At 55.7% G+C, this 13,908-nt stretch carries 15 protein-coding genes; 6 read left to right on the top strand and 9 right to left on the bottom strand.

Features of this window, described 5'->3' with window-relative positions; genetic code table 11:
* The 7 genes from ABE504_RS22215 to ABE504_RS22185 form a co-directional block, all read right to left on the bottom strand.
* The coding region (locus ABE504_RS22215; RefSeq protein ID WP_430092759.1) for an InlB B-repeat-containing protein at positions 1-1,052 on the bottom strand (1,052 nt) is incomplete at its 3' end.
* 273 nt (positions 1,053-1,325) lie between these two features.
* Positions 1,326-1,850: a phage tail protein gene (locus tag ABE504_RS22210; protein ID WP_430092757.1), complete on the bottom strand. Its 525-nt coding sequence runs from the start codon at positions 1,848-1,850 to the stop codon at positions 1,326-1,328.
* Positions 1,851-1,869: 19 nt separating this feature from the next.
* Entirely contained in the window at positions 1,870-2,376 is a 507-nt protein-coding gene (locus ABE504_RS22205) for a phage tail protein (protein ID WP_430092754.1), read from the bottom strand.
* Between the two features lie 12 nt (positions 2,377-2,388).
* A complete protein-coding gene (locus ABE504_RS22200; protein ID WP_430092751.1) occupies positions 2,389-2,898 on the bottom strand; it encodes a phage tail protein in 510 nt (169 codons plus the stop codon).
* Between the two features lie 38 nt (positions 2,899-2,936).
* The gene (locus ABE504_RS22195) at positions 2,937-3,227 is read right to left on the bottom strand and encodes a DUF6916 family protein (RefSeq protein ID WP_430092749.1); all 291 of its coding nucleotides are present in this window, start codon (positions 3,225-3,227) and stop codon (positions 2,937-2,939) included.
* A gap of 21 nt (positions 3,228-3,248) precedes the next feature.
* A complete protein-coding gene (locus ABE504_RS22190; RefSeq protein WP_430092748.1) occupies positions 3,249-3,917 on the bottom strand; it encodes a GNAT family N-acetyltransferase in 669 nt (222 codons plus the stop codon).
* Positions 3,918-3,963: 46 nt separating this feature from the next.
* Positions 3,964-5,193, bottom strand: a complete 1,230-nt coding sequence (locus tag ABE504_RS22185) for an MFS transporter (RefSeq protein WP_430092747.1) — start codon at positions 5,191-5,193, stop codon at positions 3,964-3,966.
* Positions 5,194-5,303: 110 nt separating this feature from the next.
* Here ABE504_RS22185 and ABE504_RS22180 point away from each other — a divergent pair, with 110 nt between their 5' ends.
* Positions 5,304-6,122 carry a helix-turn-helix domain-containing protein gene (locus tag ABE504_RS22180; protein ID WP_430092745.1) on the top strand — a complete coding sequence of 273 codons (819 nt, stop codon included), beginning with the start codon at positions 5,304-5,306 and terminating at the stop codon, positions 6,120-6,122.
* Between the two features lie 461 nt (positions 6,123-6,583).
* On the opposite strand, the gene ABE504_RS22175 is transcribed toward ABE504_RS22180, so the two are convergent.
* Complete coding sequence (locus tag ABE504_RS22175) at positions 6,584-8,263, bottom strand: ATP-binding cassette domain-containing protein (RefSeq protein ID WP_430092743.1); 1,680 nt, start codon at positions 8,261-8,263, stop codon at positions 6,584-6,586.
* Complete coding sequence (locus tag ABE504_RS22170; RefSeq protein WP_430092740.1) at positions 8,254-9,075, bottom strand: ATP-binding cassette domain-containing protein; 822 nt, start codon at positions 9,073-9,075, stop codon at positions 8,254-8,256. The genes ABE504_RS22175 and ABE504_RS22170 overlap by 10 nt, the downstream gene beginning before the upstream one ends.
* A 186-nt stretch (positions 9,076-9,261) precedes the next feature.
* Between ABE504_RS22170 and ABE504_RS22165 the strand changes: the two genes are divergently transcribed.
* From ABE504_RS22165 to ABE504_RS22145, 5 genes are all read left to right on the top strand, one after another.
* Complete coding sequence (locus ABE504_RS22165; RefSeq protein WP_430092738.1) at positions 9,262-9,867, top strand: biotin transporter BioY; 606 nt, start codon at positions 9,262-9,264, stop codon at positions 9,865-9,867.
* 323 nt (positions 9,868-10,190) lie between these two features.
* On the top strand, positions 10,191-11,039 hold the full coding sequence (locus tag ABE504_RS22160) for a hypothetical protein (RefSeq protein WP_430092734.1): 849 nt from the start codon (positions 10,191-10,193) through the stop codon (positions 11,037-11,039).
* A 91-nt stretch (positions 11,040-11,130) separates the two neighbouring features.
* Positions 11,131-11,826 carry a response regulator transcription factor gene (locus ABE504_RS22155; protein WP_430092731.1) on the top strand — a complete coding sequence of 232 codons (696 nt, stop codon included), beginning with the start codon at positions 11,131-11,133 and terminating at the stop codon, positions 11,824-11,826.
* A complete protein-coding gene (locus ABE504_RS22150; protein WP_430092729.1) occupies positions 11,823-13,358 on the top strand; it encodes a HAMP domain-containing sensor histidine kinase in 1,536 nt (511 codons plus the stop codon). Before ABE504_RS22155 ends, ABE504_RS22150 begins: the two co-directional genes overlap by 4 nt.
* A gap of 65 nt (positions 13,359-13,423) precedes the next feature.
* Positions 13,424-13,549: a hypothetical protein gene (locus ABE504_RS22145; RefSeq protein ID WP_430092728.1), complete on the top strand. Its 126-nt coding sequence runs from the start codon at positions 13,424-13,426 to the stop codon at positions 13,547-13,549.
* The last annotated feature ends 359 nt before the right edge of the window (positions 13,550-13,908 follow it).

Genomic DNA, 13,908 nt, shown 5'->3' with positions numbered 1-13,908 from the left:
GTGTCCAACGCGAAAATCGCACTTACATTCAGATCCCCTGTGACCCCAGTTTCGGTGCGCGTTGCCGTCGTTACATTATCACTCCACTTCACGAAGTGGTAGTGTGTGTCCGGTATGGCGGTGACCGCCGTGCCGTTCGAGCCGTGTTCGACTGTCTGCGGGGTCGTATCCGACAGCGTACCGTTCGCTCCCGCTGTGTAGGTCAAGGTATATTCGTTAATGGCAAAGTTGGCCGTTAGGCTCTTGTCCGCTGTTACGCCGGTATCGGTGCGCGTCGCATCCGTACTGCCATCACTCCAGTTCACCAAATGGTAGCCGGTGCTCGGAACTGCGGTCACGGCCGTCCCGCTCAGGTTGTAGCCGACCGTCTGCGGAGACGCACCCGTTATCGTGCCGTTCGCTCCCGCCGTATACGTCAGCGTGTACGTGTCCAACGCGAAAATCGCACTTACATTCAGATCCCCTGTGACCCCAGTTTCGGTGCGCGTTGCCGTCGTTACATTATCACTCCACTTCACGAAGTGGTAGTGTGTGTCCGGTATGGCGGTGACTGCTGTGCCGCTTTCGCCGCTGGCTACCATTTGCGGTGAAGTACCTGACAAGGTTCCGCCTGTACCTGCCGTATACGTCAGCGTGTAATTGGTGACTGCTGGCGGAGCAGGAAGGGTGTTAACAACAAAATCTATGATCGAGGCGTTGCTTCCTACGAACGGTATAGTAGAGTTGTCTGTAATGTCAATATCTACACTTTTAACCGAGGTAGGGGATGAGAAAGTAATTCGCTTATAATTGAAATAAGTATCTGCAGAATCCCGATTGCTATTACTAACCGTTTCAGTTTGCACAGGAGCACCTGTGTTATTAAAGCGCACTGCATAAGTAACGGTTTTTCCCAATTGCGCAGCAACATTCACTGATACAATACTAAATTCATAGCTTGAAGTTTTAGAACTAATATGAATCGTTCCAGAAGCAGCATTCGAATACGTCCCGCCAGTATTCCTTCTCAAATAAATTCCGTCAACGTCGATGCCTATCGTATTATTACCCAAAGCGTCTCCACCGGTAAAAGAAAAATAGTTGTCGGAATCCGAGAGTTGTGTACCACTGCTATTGATTGAGCCAAACTGCACTGAACCATATGTATATGGTGGTCCACTAGGTGCGGCCGTTACGCTGGTTGCTCCGACAAAGCCGGCAAATATCACAATAAATGCTAACACCAATTTTAGACTTTTTGTCACAACAGGCATACCTGATTATCTCCCCTTTCCCTAAAAAATCCCCCCGCCTTATTAGCAGAAGCGGGAGGATTAGTCTGTACATTAGTTGTTCGGCTTCGGCGGATAGTTGCCTTCCAGCGAAATAATAAAGTTCATCGCCACGAACGGCTGCATATTATTGTGCGGTTGACTGCTGCCGGTAACACCCAACGCCATCGGGCTCATTGGGGTATCAAGGTTTGTGGAATAAATGCTCTCGCCTCGCCTTGCCGCGGTGCTCGACCAAACCGCCTGCGTCGGTTCCAATCCTGTTGGTACGAGCTCAGCATTAACCGTATGAGTATGATTCGGAATTTGCGTCTCAAGCAGCATGACGTCGGATTCTCCCCCTGTTTCGCCTACCGTGCGAGGTGTCAAGCCAGGGCCTGCACCTTGATGGATAGGCACGCTGCCCATTAGATTCGGTAGTGCAAAGGTCGTTGTGCCGTTACCGCCATACAATCCGCCAATAAGTGAATAAAGAGCAGAATTCTGTGAAACGGGCATCACCGTGCCATCGCAAAATGCCCAGCCTGACGGCGCATAATTACCGGCAAAAATTCGAATTTCTCCTAAATACGGGTCCATCTCGTTCATTCCTCCTTCATTATGAGCGTGGCGGGAAAATGCCCGTTAGCGCAATGCAAAAATTCACAACCGTATAGGGCTGCATGTTGTTATGCGACTGACTGCTTCCGCTAAGTCCCAAAGCGTCGCTGCTCATCGTCCCATTAGCTGTTGTCTGATAAATGTTGTATCCATTCGAATTCGTTCCCCAAGTAACCCCAGTAGGATTAAACGCCGTAGCCACATCGCTTCCGCCAGTAGCTTGATGCGTATGCATCGGCATCTCATTGATGGTCAGCGTATGCGCCGCCTCTCCCGCCGATGTGCCGTAAGTGATGGAACTGCTGCGGTGAAGCGGTGCCCTGCCCTGGAGATTAGGTAAGGCAAAGGTTGTTCGACCATCCCCGCCGTAAGTGGTGCCAAGCAAAGAAAAAAGCGCTGTATTTTGTTGAATCGGCAATAATTGCCCGTTGCAGAACGCCCAGCCACGCGGAGCGAAGTTAAATGAAAAAGCTCTGATTTCAGCCAAAAAAGGTTCCACGATCATCCCTCCTTAGATTTAGTATTGACTCGGAAATACGCCTTCGGTTGCAATAATGAACGAAACTGCCACAAACGGCATCATGTTGTCATGCGGTTGATTGCCGCCAACAGAACTGATTGCCGCTGGATTCATCGTTGTATTCGGCGCAGTTGTCGAATAAGGTTGTACGTTAGCTTCCGAACTCGTTGCCCAAAAAGCGTTAGCCGGGCTCGCACTGGTTCCCACAACGCTAGATGCGTTTGGAATGTGCGTATGAGCAGGCAGCTGTGTCGTAACCAACGTCACTTTCTCCGTACCCGCCATCTGTCCCAACGTATACCCACTGCCCATATGAACAGGAACGCGTCCCCGTAAATCCGGCAAGGCAAACGTTGTACGCCCGTCTCCTCCATAGGTTGTGCCAATGAGGGTGTACAAGACCTCGTATTGACTAATACTCAGCAGTTGACCATTGCATAGCAACCACCCAATCGGAGCGAAGGTTCCGCTAAACATACGAATTTCTCCTACATATTGATCGCTCATTGTTCTGCTCCCTTCAAAGTAAAATTGCGAGTGTAACGTTAATTTTTCATCAGATTAAACACAGCCTCGTATGTATACCCTTCCACATCTCTGGCAATCGGCACGAGCATCCAATCGACAACTCCTGCGACCTCGTGTTCCAAGCGATATATCCCTTGGCTGAGGGGCACATTCAGCGGTCCCTTCAACAACAACGTGAATTGTTCAAAACGATCGTTGCTGCCCTTGTCCTGTACTTCTGTTAATTTCAGCGTCAGCGGCACGCCATGCAGATCGGCAAGCTGGAAATCGCTGCCGTGCAGAGCAACTGCTTCTGCATAGGATTTCATCCCTTTTCCTCCCGTCCCCAATTAGTTGTCCGGAGATTCTGCCTGTACAGCGTCTTCCCATTCCATGGCCATGTACGGAAATCGTTCAGCAGTCACCTGAAATCCCAGGCGATGATAAAGCCTCACTGCAGGATTCACTTGCAGGACGTGGAGCCGGACTTTCATGCCTTGCCGTTTGGCAGCCTCTTGAAGTTCATTGATCAACTTCCCTCCGATGCCCTGACAGCGATAGATAGAAGCAATAGAGATGTCCACTATAACAATGGTGTCTTCCATGCAAGCTTTTGAAATTTGTCCTATCGCCTCCGAACCTCGGTACACAATGCTTTGTTCGAATCTAGCATACTGCATCCGATAGGAACGTCTTTGCGCATCGAATTGCATACGCAAAAAGGCATTTCTCTGAGCGTCGTCCCAGCCTAACGCGTTCAGCTCATCCCGCCTAGTTTCCGCGTACAAAGCATACAAAAACTCATCATCTGTTGGTGCTGCCGGCACAAGGTCAATCATGGAGTCCCTCTTTACCTCAGAATTGTGTGTATCTAAGTTGAATGTCATATACTTCCAAAGTCCTATCTCATTATCGCGCGGAAAAGCAAAAATTGTCAATTGCTGCATAAAAATAATATGAATCTTACAAAAATCTTCAAATTTCATAGAATCCGATAATGCCGAAAGACCGAGGCTCATATTCGAGCTCGGCCTCCTAGAAAACAACTTTTGAGAGACTTATTGTTTACTCCCCCTGCTGCATCAACTTGCTATCTCGCGGCAGCAGAAAGGCGCACACACCAAGCAGCGGCAAGTAGGCGCAGAGCTTGATCGCGAAAGCAACACCGGTCATATCGCTGATCCAGCCGAGCAGCACCGAGCCGAGGCCGGCCATGCCAAACGCCAAGCCGAAGAACAAGCCGGACACCGTACCCACATGATTCGGCATCAGCTCTTGCGCATACACGATGATGACGGAGAAGCCCGACATCAGAATGAGGCCGATAGCGCAGCATAATACGAAGGCGAGTTCAGGCGAGACAAACGGCAGCAGCAGCGAAAACGGCGCCGTCCCCGCAATGGAAATCCAGATCATCGTCTTTCGCCCGAACCGGTCTGCCAGCGGCCCCCCCAGCAGCGTACCGACCATGCCAGCAAACTGTAGGGCGAATAAACAAAGCTGAGCGCGAGACATCGGCAGATTGTAGTGGTCCATAAAATAAAATGCGTAAAAGCCTGTCATGCTCGCGATATAGACGAATTTGGAGAAAAGCAGAGCGACCAAGATGGCCATTGCCCCGGCAATAAAACGCTTGGAATGCGGCGAACGGACGCGCTGAACGCCGGTAGCCGCTGCCGGGCGTCTAGCGGATCCGCCAGCGAGCTGCTCCGCGTACCACCGACTCATGTACAGTTGAACAGCAATCCCGATGACGGCCGCGATGGTGAACCATAGAAAGCCCTTCGGCCCGTGCGGCATGATAATGAACGCGACGAGCAGCGGCGCGAGCGCTTGGCCGGTGTTGCCTCCTACCTGGAACACGGACTGAGCCAGGCCACGTCCTTTCCCCGCCGCGAGCCGTGCGACGCGGGACGATTCGGGATGCAGCACCGACGAGCCCACGCCGATGAGTGCGGCCGAGACCAGCAGCATCCAGAAAGCTTGCGAATAAGCAAAGCCCAGAAGCCCGAACAGCGAGAACACCATGCCCAAGGGCAGCAGGCTCGGCATCGGTCTGCGGTCCGACATGTAGCCGATCACCGGCTGCAGCAAGGACGCCGTAATGTTCAGCATAAAGGCGACCCATCCTATTTTGGTAAAACTGAGGTGCATGGTGGATTGGAAAAGCGGAAAAGCCGATGGCACGGCCGTCTGCATCGCATCGTTCAGCAAGTGGGCAAAGCTGACACCGATGAGGATCCAGACCGCCGAATAGCGCTGCGCCGGGATGGCCGCAGTTTGAGTCTGATTCATGGAAGAATCCCCTTTCAATTTTCACAAGTATACCGAATCCAGGCGGTACGGGTCGTTGTGAAAAGTGCTGCGTAATGCGCAATTTTTGCTATAATGGGGGCAGGCAGGTGATGACAATGGAAATGAAAGCAGAAACAGCTTGGATTGAGCTGTGGCAAGGGAGCAACGGGTTTAAAAATGGGCCGCATGTGCACGACGACTGGATGCAAATTACGCTGCCGGTTCGAGGCGTGTGCCATTTTACGCAAGAAGCGCGCAGCTATGCGCTCAGGCAAGGCAGCGGCCTGATTCAGCCGCCGGGGGCTGAGCATCATTTTCATCTCGGGGATCAGACCTCTGTCATTATCCTCAAAGTACGTGAAAAAGGGCCAGGCGGCATGACGGCCATCCAACCGCAATTTACAGCAGGCGCGCACCATGATGTCCGGCAATCGTTCGATCCGAGCGCACTCGTCGGCCGATTCCAGCAATGGATGCTCGCTCTCATGCAGGGGCAGACGCTTGCTGACCCGCTCGCCGTAGCGCAGGTGGAGCATGATGTCCTGGCTTATGTCGGCGACTGGCTCGGCGTAAACCTGGCTGAGCCTGTACCGGGGGCAGCGCCGATTGAAATGGCCGACCCCCACATGCAGCGGGCGCTCGCATATCTCTACGATTGCTACGAGCAACCCGTCAGCATCGACGAGCTGGCAGCGCTGGCGCTGCAAAGCCGATTTCACTTTATTCGTTCGTTTCGCAAAGCAACCGGCACGACGCCGTATCAATATTTACTCGGCCTGCGTATCGAAGAAGCGAAGCGCAGGCTGCGCCGCACGGAGACGCCGATCGGTAAGATCAGCGCCGACCTGGGCTTTTCGAGCACGAGCCAGTTTCATCGGGCTTTTCTGAAAATGACGGGGGCGACGCCTCAGGGGTATCGGATGGGGTAGGAGGGTATGTACGAACTGCTCCTTCTGAAGCCAGTACCTCTATACGAGCCTCGCAACCGCTCCCTTTTAACACGCTCGAATCGCATGAGCTAAAAAAGTAACCCCTTGCCCCTTCCAGTAGCTGCATTTCCTACATCAAATTTAGAAAAATAGCAGGATTCTGCGAAGAATCCTGCATTTCATACAGGTAAATTGCGGCCTGTCTCCCCATTTCCGAGCAAAAAGCACCTCATGACGAAATTTTGCTGTAGGTTTTACATGATTTTCAGCAATCTGGGCATTTCCAAGAAAATTACCTGTAGTTTAGGCAGGAAATGGAGTCATCTGGTCACGTCGGGTCGTCCCTACCTCGCGTTCGCCAAACACATGTCGGGAAATCAGTGGGAATAATGGAAGTTCACGAATAACCACAAAAAAACTCCCTCGCGGTTCATCAGAACCAGCAAGGGAGTTTATCTTATTTATGCGTGCACCACCCATAAAATCACATACACCGCTGCCGCCGCCACCGCCAGCAGCGTATCCTTCCGGCGCCAGACCAGCGTGCTCCGCCGCCTCAGCAAATGCTTGCCGTCGATCCGCTTCAGCTCCATCGCGACGGTAAACTGCTCCGCCTTATGGAAGGCGGCGAGCAGCAGCGGCACGACCAGCGCGGGCAGATCGCGAAGCCGCACGGTACCGGGCTTGACGGCGGCTTTGCCGCGGGCCCGCACGATCATCGCAAACTGCTGCCACTCCCGCAGGAGCAGCGGAATGAACCGAAAGAGAAGGGATACCGCCAGAGCGAACGAAGCGACCGGCAGCTTCACCTTCTCGAGATAGCGCAGCGCCCAGGTCAGCCCCTGCACGAGCTGACCGAACGGCGTCGACACCGCCAGCCATACACCCGCCAAAAGCACGACGAACAGTCGTGCCAGCAGCAAGGCGGTGCTCCACCCGCTCGCGGTGTCATAGCCGATCGGCAGCGTGCCGCCGTCGCTGCCGGTGAACCGCACGCCTGCCAGCGCGACGGAGAACGCTAGGAAGAGGAGGTACACCGCCGCCAGCTTCCTCGCTCCGCGCAGCGCGCTGCGCGGCAGCCCGAGGCAGGCGCAGCCGAGGAGCCCTGCCGCCACCGCGAGGCCGCTCCACGTCTCCTGCTGCATCGTCCCCAGGACGAGCAGCAGGTAGAGGAGCCACTTCGCGCGCGGATCCCGCCGCAGCCACGCGGTCTGCGGCGGCTCCGCCACAGCCGCGCCGCCATCGCGCGCGGCGGCCGCTTCCGGCGCCTCCGCAGGCGGCGCCGTCGGCACGCTTGCGCTGCTGCGCGAGCGCAGCGCCAACAGGATCGCCTGCGCCGTGGCCGCAGGCGTAAGCCCCTCCGGCGCGATGGCGATGCCATGCCGCGCCAAGGCTACGGCGGCCTCCGCGCAGCTCGGGAGGCCCACCCCCGCGCGCACCAGCACGTGCGGTGCGCGGCAGAGCGCCTCCGGCGAGCCGTCGAAGACCAGCTCGCCGGAGGCCAGAACCAGCACACGGTCCGCCAGCGGCAGGAACGTGTCCAGGTCGTGCGTGGCGATGACCAATCCGCCACGGGTGCGCGCCCGCAGCGTGCGCAGCAGCTCGCGCACGGCCGCCGCCTCCAGGCCGGCGGTGGGCTCGTCCATGAGGAGCCAGTCCGGCTCCGTGGCGAACGTCGTCGCCAGCGCGAGGCGGCGCTGCTCGCCGCCGCTCAGCGCCAGCGGCGAGCGGTCGGGCGTAAAGACGCCGCGCGGGTCAAAGGCAGCGCAGGCGTCACTGATGCGGCGCTCCTGCTCGTTCGCCGCAAGCTTGTACGGCCGCAGCGAGTAAGCGAACTCCTGCCGGATGCTCCGGGCAAACAGCTGCGCCTCGGGAAACTGAAACGTCAGGCCAAGCCGCAGCAAGAGCGGCGGAGCCACCTTCCTTTTATGCCAAAGCGATTCGCCATCCAGATCAACTTCGCCCTCTTGCGGCTCAAGCAGCCCTGCCATCACCTGGAGCAATGTCGATTTGCCCGATCCGGTATGACCAATTAATAACGTTAAGGAATTGGGGTGAAGCGCAACGCTCACCTCGTTCAGCAGCCGCAGCGCTTGGTTGTCCGGCGCCGTCACCGACACCCGATTCAGTATTAAAGACATGAGACCGCCTCCGCCAATTCGTCCATGGATAGCGGCAGCGAGGTCAGCGCAACCCCTTGCTCGCGCAGGTGCCGAACCGTTTGAACCACATAGGGTAAATCAAAGCCAAGCGTTTCACAGGGAGAACCTTCCCCCTCGCCATAGAAAAACGCATGCGGATCCCCATCATACGTCACCTGCCCGTCGCCGAATCCAATGACGCGGGTCGCTTCCGCCGCTTCTTCCAGCCGATGCGTAATCCATACAATCGTCGTGCCTTGCCGGTACGCCTCGCGGACCGCCGCGAGGACATCCTGCCGTGCCGCGGGGTCCAGCATCGCCGTCGCTTCGTCGCAGACGAGCAGCTTCGGCTTGGTCGCCAGCGCGACGGCCAGATTGACAAGCTGCTTTTGCCCGCCGGAAAGCGTGAGCAGCGATCTTTTAGGCGAAATCTCCAAGCCTACGGCAGCCAGAACCTCCCGGTACCATGCGGCGCGCGCCCCTTCCGGCAAGGTCTGGGCATAGGGGATCCAGTCCAGCTCATCCTCCACCGTATCGCCGATAAACTGCGCCTCCGGCAGTTGGAGTACGCCTTTCATCCCATTTTCTACCGCCTCGTAACGTGCAACCGTTCCTTCCGAAATCGGACTTAGGCCAAGCAGGACGCCAGCCAGTGTGCTTTTGCCGCTGCCGTTGGGGCCGACCACCGCAATCCATTCCCTCTCGTGAATAGTAAAGGATACGTCCGACCAGGCAGGACGGCCTTCACCCGCCTCGGTGCGATAGATGACCGAAGCCTTGTTCAGTTGGATCAGTGGCTCCCCTTTCGACATATGTACTTTCCCGGATGGTACGACTACTGAAGATGTAGTGCCGCTTCGTGGATACTCTTTCCGATTCACTCAAAAAGTTCCTTTCCTTTTCGAAACTTGTGTGCTATGATTCCGATTGTAAACCTTATTTGTTTTATTTAAGTTGACATTAAGTTAACAATATCAGAAACAGGAGAGATCAACAATATGAAACTTACGTTACGCGGCATTGTTTTCAGTGCACTTTTTGCAGCTATTCTCGTCTTATTCAGTTCCATCCGCATCCCGCTTCCGATGTCTCCCGTACCGATTACCTTGCAGCAGTTGGCTATTATGCTGGCCGGCGGCTTGCTCGGCGCCAGATACGGCGCGCTAAGCACGCTGCTTGTCATCGTTTTGACCGCGATCGGCTTCCCGCTCTTGGGCGGACACGGCGGGCTTGGCACCGTATTCGGTCCTACCGGCGGTTTTATTCTCATGTGGCCGTTTGCCGCCATCATGATTGGTCTCATTTTACCGCGAATCCAGATGAAGGGCATCCTTGGTTATGTCGGAGCGTTCCTCGTACTTGAAATTTTCGGTTCTCTCTTCGTCTATCCGCTGGGTGTAGGCTGGTTGATGTACAAAGTACCGTCCTATACCTTCGCCAAAGCGATGGCGGCAGGCTGCTACCCTTATCTTGCCGGGGATGCCATCAAAGCGGTCGCTGCCGCGCTGATCATCGCGCCGATTCGCCAAGTGTTCCCGCCGCAGCGGCTCACCGGCTCCTCTTCTCATAGCGTCATTATAAAGAACGAAGCTTCTGCCGGCTAGGGGCTGCCTATTGTCCTTAACATCCACAGCCTAAACTGTAATGAAATTGAAATATTTCATTCATCTTCTTTTAATGAACACTGGCTATAATAATAACCAACCCCCCTTTAAAATATAAAACTTAGACCCACGGCCCGTTGCTGTGGGTCTCTTTTTTTGTGTACCCGGCTCGCCGACGAATCACATAATTTCCCACAATGTTCAGACAAGATGTCCACAATCTTTCGGTACAGTAGACGTTGTGAGGGAGATGCGCAAGGACAACCGAACAAGGCGCCTCCCCGCTAAACTATCCCCCTCTTATCGAAAGGAGCTTGACCCTCATGAAATCTTGGAAAAAGCGTACGCTGCAAGCTAGCATGCTCGCAGTGATCGGAACGATGACCCTTGGCGCCGTAAGCGCCTCCGCAGCAGATAAGTCCAGCGAAGCTCAGCCTGTAACCACGGCTGCACCGGCTCCGGCGGGTTTACAGACCGTGACATGGACGTCGCTCAAAGACGCAAGCGGCTCCGCAGCTGTAAGCGCGGTGCCTGCGGCAACCATCGCGTTCCGCGCCGGCGGCCTCTCTTTGCTCAGTCAGCCGGCTTTGGAGCGGAACTACTGGAAGCTGCTAGCCGCTACATATGCACCGGAAACGGCTGCAGATTGGACCAAAGCGTTGGGCGACCGCAAGCAGGTTGAAGCGCAGCTGCCGAAGACAGCGGCCTTTACCAGAGTCATTCAGGCGCCAGTCCTGAATGACGACAGTCCGGCTGCTGTCCCAGCGCCTGCCCCGGCCGAAGGAACCGTCACACTGACGCCTGCGCAAGTGATCGATCCGGGCACTGCAACGGAAGCGAAGCCCGTCGCTGCGCTGCCTGCCCCGCCATCCGTCCAGATTTCGAAAGGCACGTCCGCAGCCACTCGCGTTGTATTTACGGACGGCGGCCCTTCCGCTTCCCTCACCCAAGCACTCCCAGTTGAGGGACTTCCCGCCGATGTTATAATGAAAGCGGAGCCTTCGGAAGAAGCGGTTCGCCTCCAAAAGCTGGCGGAAGCCGTAGACGCGGAAGATGCGGCTGCCATTCAAAGCCTGCTGCCGCAATTGCTGCAGGATTACATCAAACAAACCGATGAACTGCGCAGCCTTGTAAATAAGATGCAATCCGAAAAACCTGCTGACAACGAATAGCAGATATCGACGTTTACAGTGGAACCGGCTCACTTCGTAAGGGAGGCCGGCTCCACTTTTCCCTATTATTGAAAGGCAGGTGCCAACGGCCTTGTATCGTATTTTTTTAGTAGAAGATGAAGAGCATTTGAGAGGCTTGCTGGCCGCATATTTGGAAAAAGAGGGGTGGCAGGTGCGCTCGTTCCCAGACGGCATTTCCGCGCGAGACGCGATTGCGGAGCGGCCGGACCTGTGGGTCCTCGATATTATGCTGCCGGGCGTGGACGGTTTTCAGCTCATTCGTGAAATTAAGGCGGATCTCCCTGCCATGCCGGTGATTTTCGTCTCGGCGCGCGATGCGGACATCGATCGCGTCATCGGCCTTGAGCTGGGCAGCGACGATTACATGCCCAAGCCTTTTTTGCCGCGGGAGCTGGTCATTCGCACGCGAAAGCTGCTGGAGCGCGTCTACGCCGGACAAGCGGCCGGTTCGGCTGCGCCGGTGGAGCAGCCCGCGAAGCTGCCAACGATCGCTTCTTATGCGATCGACGAGCTCGCCCGCTCCGTCAAAGACGGGCAGGGCCGACCGCTCGAGCTGACAGCCAAGGAGTTCGAGCTGCTGCTATATTTTTACCGGCATCTGGGGCAGGTTCTTGAACGTGAGCAGGTGCTCAGCGCGGTGTGGGGCGGGGATTATTTTGGCACGGATCGCGTGGTTGACGACTTGGTCAGGAGGCTGCGCCGCAAGCTGCCGGAGCTGCCGTTAGAAACCGTATACGGGTACGGGTATAGGATGGCGAAAGCATGAGACTGCGGATCGGAAGCTGGCCGCTGGCCGTAAAATTGTGGGGCGCTTTCGCGGCGCTCACGATTGTCATTTTTGGATCCTTGGCGATTCTTCTGCCTTGGACGTTAAAAGGTTTTTTTACCGAGCAACTGTACGATATTCTCCTGGATACGCAAAAAGGCATTCAGATCGAGACGACGAGCCTTGTATCCGTGCCAAGCCTTACGCTGCCTGCGATTCCGATGCAGACCCAGACGATAGAAGCCAAACCCGTTGCAACACTGCAAGCGCCTCTTCTTCTTGAATCGGGCAGCAGTCAGCCCGTTCCCGCTCCCGTTCCAGCCGACAGCGGTCTGACCACCCAGCCTTCCGTCGTCTCCATTCAAAGCGGAACGACGGTCACCGGTCCTTCCATCCGCCATTTCATGATTCAGGGTTCGGCCGAAGCCGACAATCCAGAACCCGCGCCTGCGGCAACGTTAACGGCAAGTGCAAGCAGTTCGGAAGCTTTCGTCTCCGCGATGGAAAAGGACGCTTACGCGCAGGTCCAACCCGTTGCCAAGTACACGCGCAGCATTGATGACCGAAGCATTTTCTATGTGATTCGAAAAGAAATGGTTCAAGGCACGCCCAGCTATCTAGTTTCCTATGCCTGGGGCAATTACCGCAACGATCTGGTGATGACGATGTTCATCCGGCTGATGATGATCATGGTCGTTCTGATCGTGCTGAGCTGGCTGCCATGCCTGGGCATCGCCCGCTATTTCACGCGTCCGCTCGTTCAGATGGAGCGGTTTGTCGGGCGAATGGCCAAGCGGGACTGGCACGATCCGGTGGAGACCGGCCGCAAAGACGAGATTGGCCGCCTCGGCCGGGCCATTGAGTCCATGCGGCAGCGGCTTGTCCGGCAGGACAGGGCGCAGCAGTTTTTTCTCCAGCATACGTCTCATGAGCTGAAAACGCCTGTCATGGTCATCCGCAGCTATGTGCAGTCGATTCAGGACGGCGTTTTTCCTAAGGGCACGCTCAGCGCGAGCCTCGATGTCATTATGAAGGAAGGCGAACGGCTGGAAAAACGGATTCGCGATCTCCTGCTGCTCAACAAGCTGAACTATTTAACGGTGAAAGAGAAGCCGTTTGCGGCGTTTGACCTGAAGGCGGTTGTCTGCGATGTCGTGGAGCGGCTGCGGTATCGGAGACCTGAAGTCGCGTGGGAGCTGGCGCTCGCGCCCTGCACGCTGGAGGGGGATCCCGAGCAGTGGAAAATCGCACTCGAAAATTTGCTCGATAACCAGCTTCGCTATGCCGAAAGCTGCATCGGGGTCGTGCTCCGCTCCGAAGGAGGGCAGTTAGAGGTCCGCATCTTCAACGACGGTCCGCCGCTCGACGAGGCGATTCGCGACAGCCTGTTCGAACCGTTCCGAACCGGCGGGGATGGGCAATTTGGACTTGGTCTGGCCATCGTCAAACAAATCATGGACCACCACGGGCTGGCGATCGATGCGCAAAATAGAGAGAAAAACGGCGTAATCTTTACGATTACGCCGAGGTGAGACTGCTTTAACACGCCGATCATTTGACCGCCATTGCGATAATAGTCATCCTGGACGCGCCAGGTATGGCTTTTTTTATTTTTTCGGCGGATGTAGACGTAATTGAACGGTGTGGTGGCTTACGTTTTGAAGCCATGACTGCGACCGATCCGGAAATTGCACTTTACGAAGCACGCGGCGGCGGAACATAATCGTGCCGCCCTGCACGAATTCCACCTCTTTGTCGCGATCATGCGGCGAACGAATCAGCAGTTGCTTGGATGCCGTTAAATAGATGAGGCAGGCAGGCCGACGATGTCGCTGCGGGTGCGATAGAGCGCCTTCACTTGCTCACGCAAGTAGTACGGCGAGTAATAATCGTCATCATCAAATTTGGCAATCAAACGGGAAGTGTGACTTGACGATGCCGCAGTTAAGGCATTGCCCGAGCGACGTTCGCTCGGCGACCTGGTAGACGCGGACGTTCGGCACGCCACGCACTTTGCGGCGGTATTCGGCAAGCGGCATGCTATCCTGATTTAAAATGATAATGAGCTCCTTCGCCGGATAG

Source organism: Paenibacillus oryzisoli, assembly GCF_050467285.1.
Lineage (GTDB): Bacteria > Bacillota > Bacilli > Paenibacillales > NBRC-103111 > Paenibacillus_E > Paenibacillus_E oryzisoli_A.
Note: the sequence above shows the minus strand (reverse complement) of the source record. Positions and strands in the feature narration are given on the sequence as shown.

What these genes read in the sequence shown, in the direction of transcription:
- ABE504_RS22210 (WP_430092757.1), bottom strand. Translation starts at nt 1,850, where the DNA reads ATGGACCCGTATTTAGGAGAAATTCGAATTTTTGCCGGTAATTATGCG.
- ABE504_RS22205 (WP_430092754.1), bottom strand. Translation starts at nt 2,376, where the DNA reads ATGATCGTGGAACCTTTTTTGGCTGAAATCAGAGCTTTTTCATTTAAC.
- ABE504_RS22200 (WP_430092751.1), bottom strand. Translation starts at nt 2,898, where the DNA reads ATGAGCGATCAATATGTAGGAGAAATTCGTATGTTTAGCGGAACCTTC.
- ABE504_RS22195 (WP_430092749.1), bottom strand. Translation starts at nt 3,227, where the DNA reads ATGAAATCCTATGCAGAAGCAGTTGCTCTGCACGGCAGCGATTTCCAG.
- ABE504_RS22190 (WP_430092748.1), bottom strand. Translation starts at nt 3,917, where the DNA reads ATGAGCCTCGGTCTTTCGGCATTATCGGATTCTATGAAATTTGAAGAT.
- ABE504_RS22185 (WP_430092747.1), bottom strand. Translation starts at nt 5,193, where the DNA reads ATGAATCAGACTCAAACTGCGGCCATCCCGGCGCAGCGCTATTCGGCG.
- ABE504_RS22180 (WP_430092745.1), top strand. Translation starts at nt 5,304, where the DNA reads ATGACAATGGAAATGAAAGCAGAAACAGCTTGGATTGAGCTGTGGCAA.
- ABE504_RS22175 (WP_430092743.1), bottom strand. Translation starts at nt 8,263, where the DNA reads ATGTCTTTAATACTGAATCGGGTGTCGGTGACGGCGCCGGACAACCAA.
- ABE504_RS22170 (WP_430092740.1), bottom strand. Translation starts at nt 9,075, where the DNA reads ATGTCGAAAGGGGAGCCACTGATCCAACTGAACAAGGCTTCGGTCATC.
- ABE504_RS22165 (WP_430092738.1), top strand. Translation starts at nt 9,262, where the DNA reads ATGAAACTTACGTTACGCGGCATTGTTTTCAGTGCACTTTTTGCAGCT.
- ABE504_RS22160 (WP_430092734.1), top strand. Translation starts at nt 10,191, where the DNA reads ATGAAATCTTGGAAAAAGCGTACGCTGCAAGCTAGCATGCTCGCAGTG.
- ABE504_RS22150 (WP_430092729.1), top strand. Translation starts at nt 11,823, where the DNA reads ATGAGACTGCGGATCGGAAGCTGGCCGCTGGCCGTAAAATTGTGGGGC.
- ABE504_RS22145 (WP_430092728.1), top strand. Translation starts at nt 13,424, where the DNA reads ATGGCTTTTTTTATTTTTTCGGCGGATGTAGACGTAATTGAACGGTGT.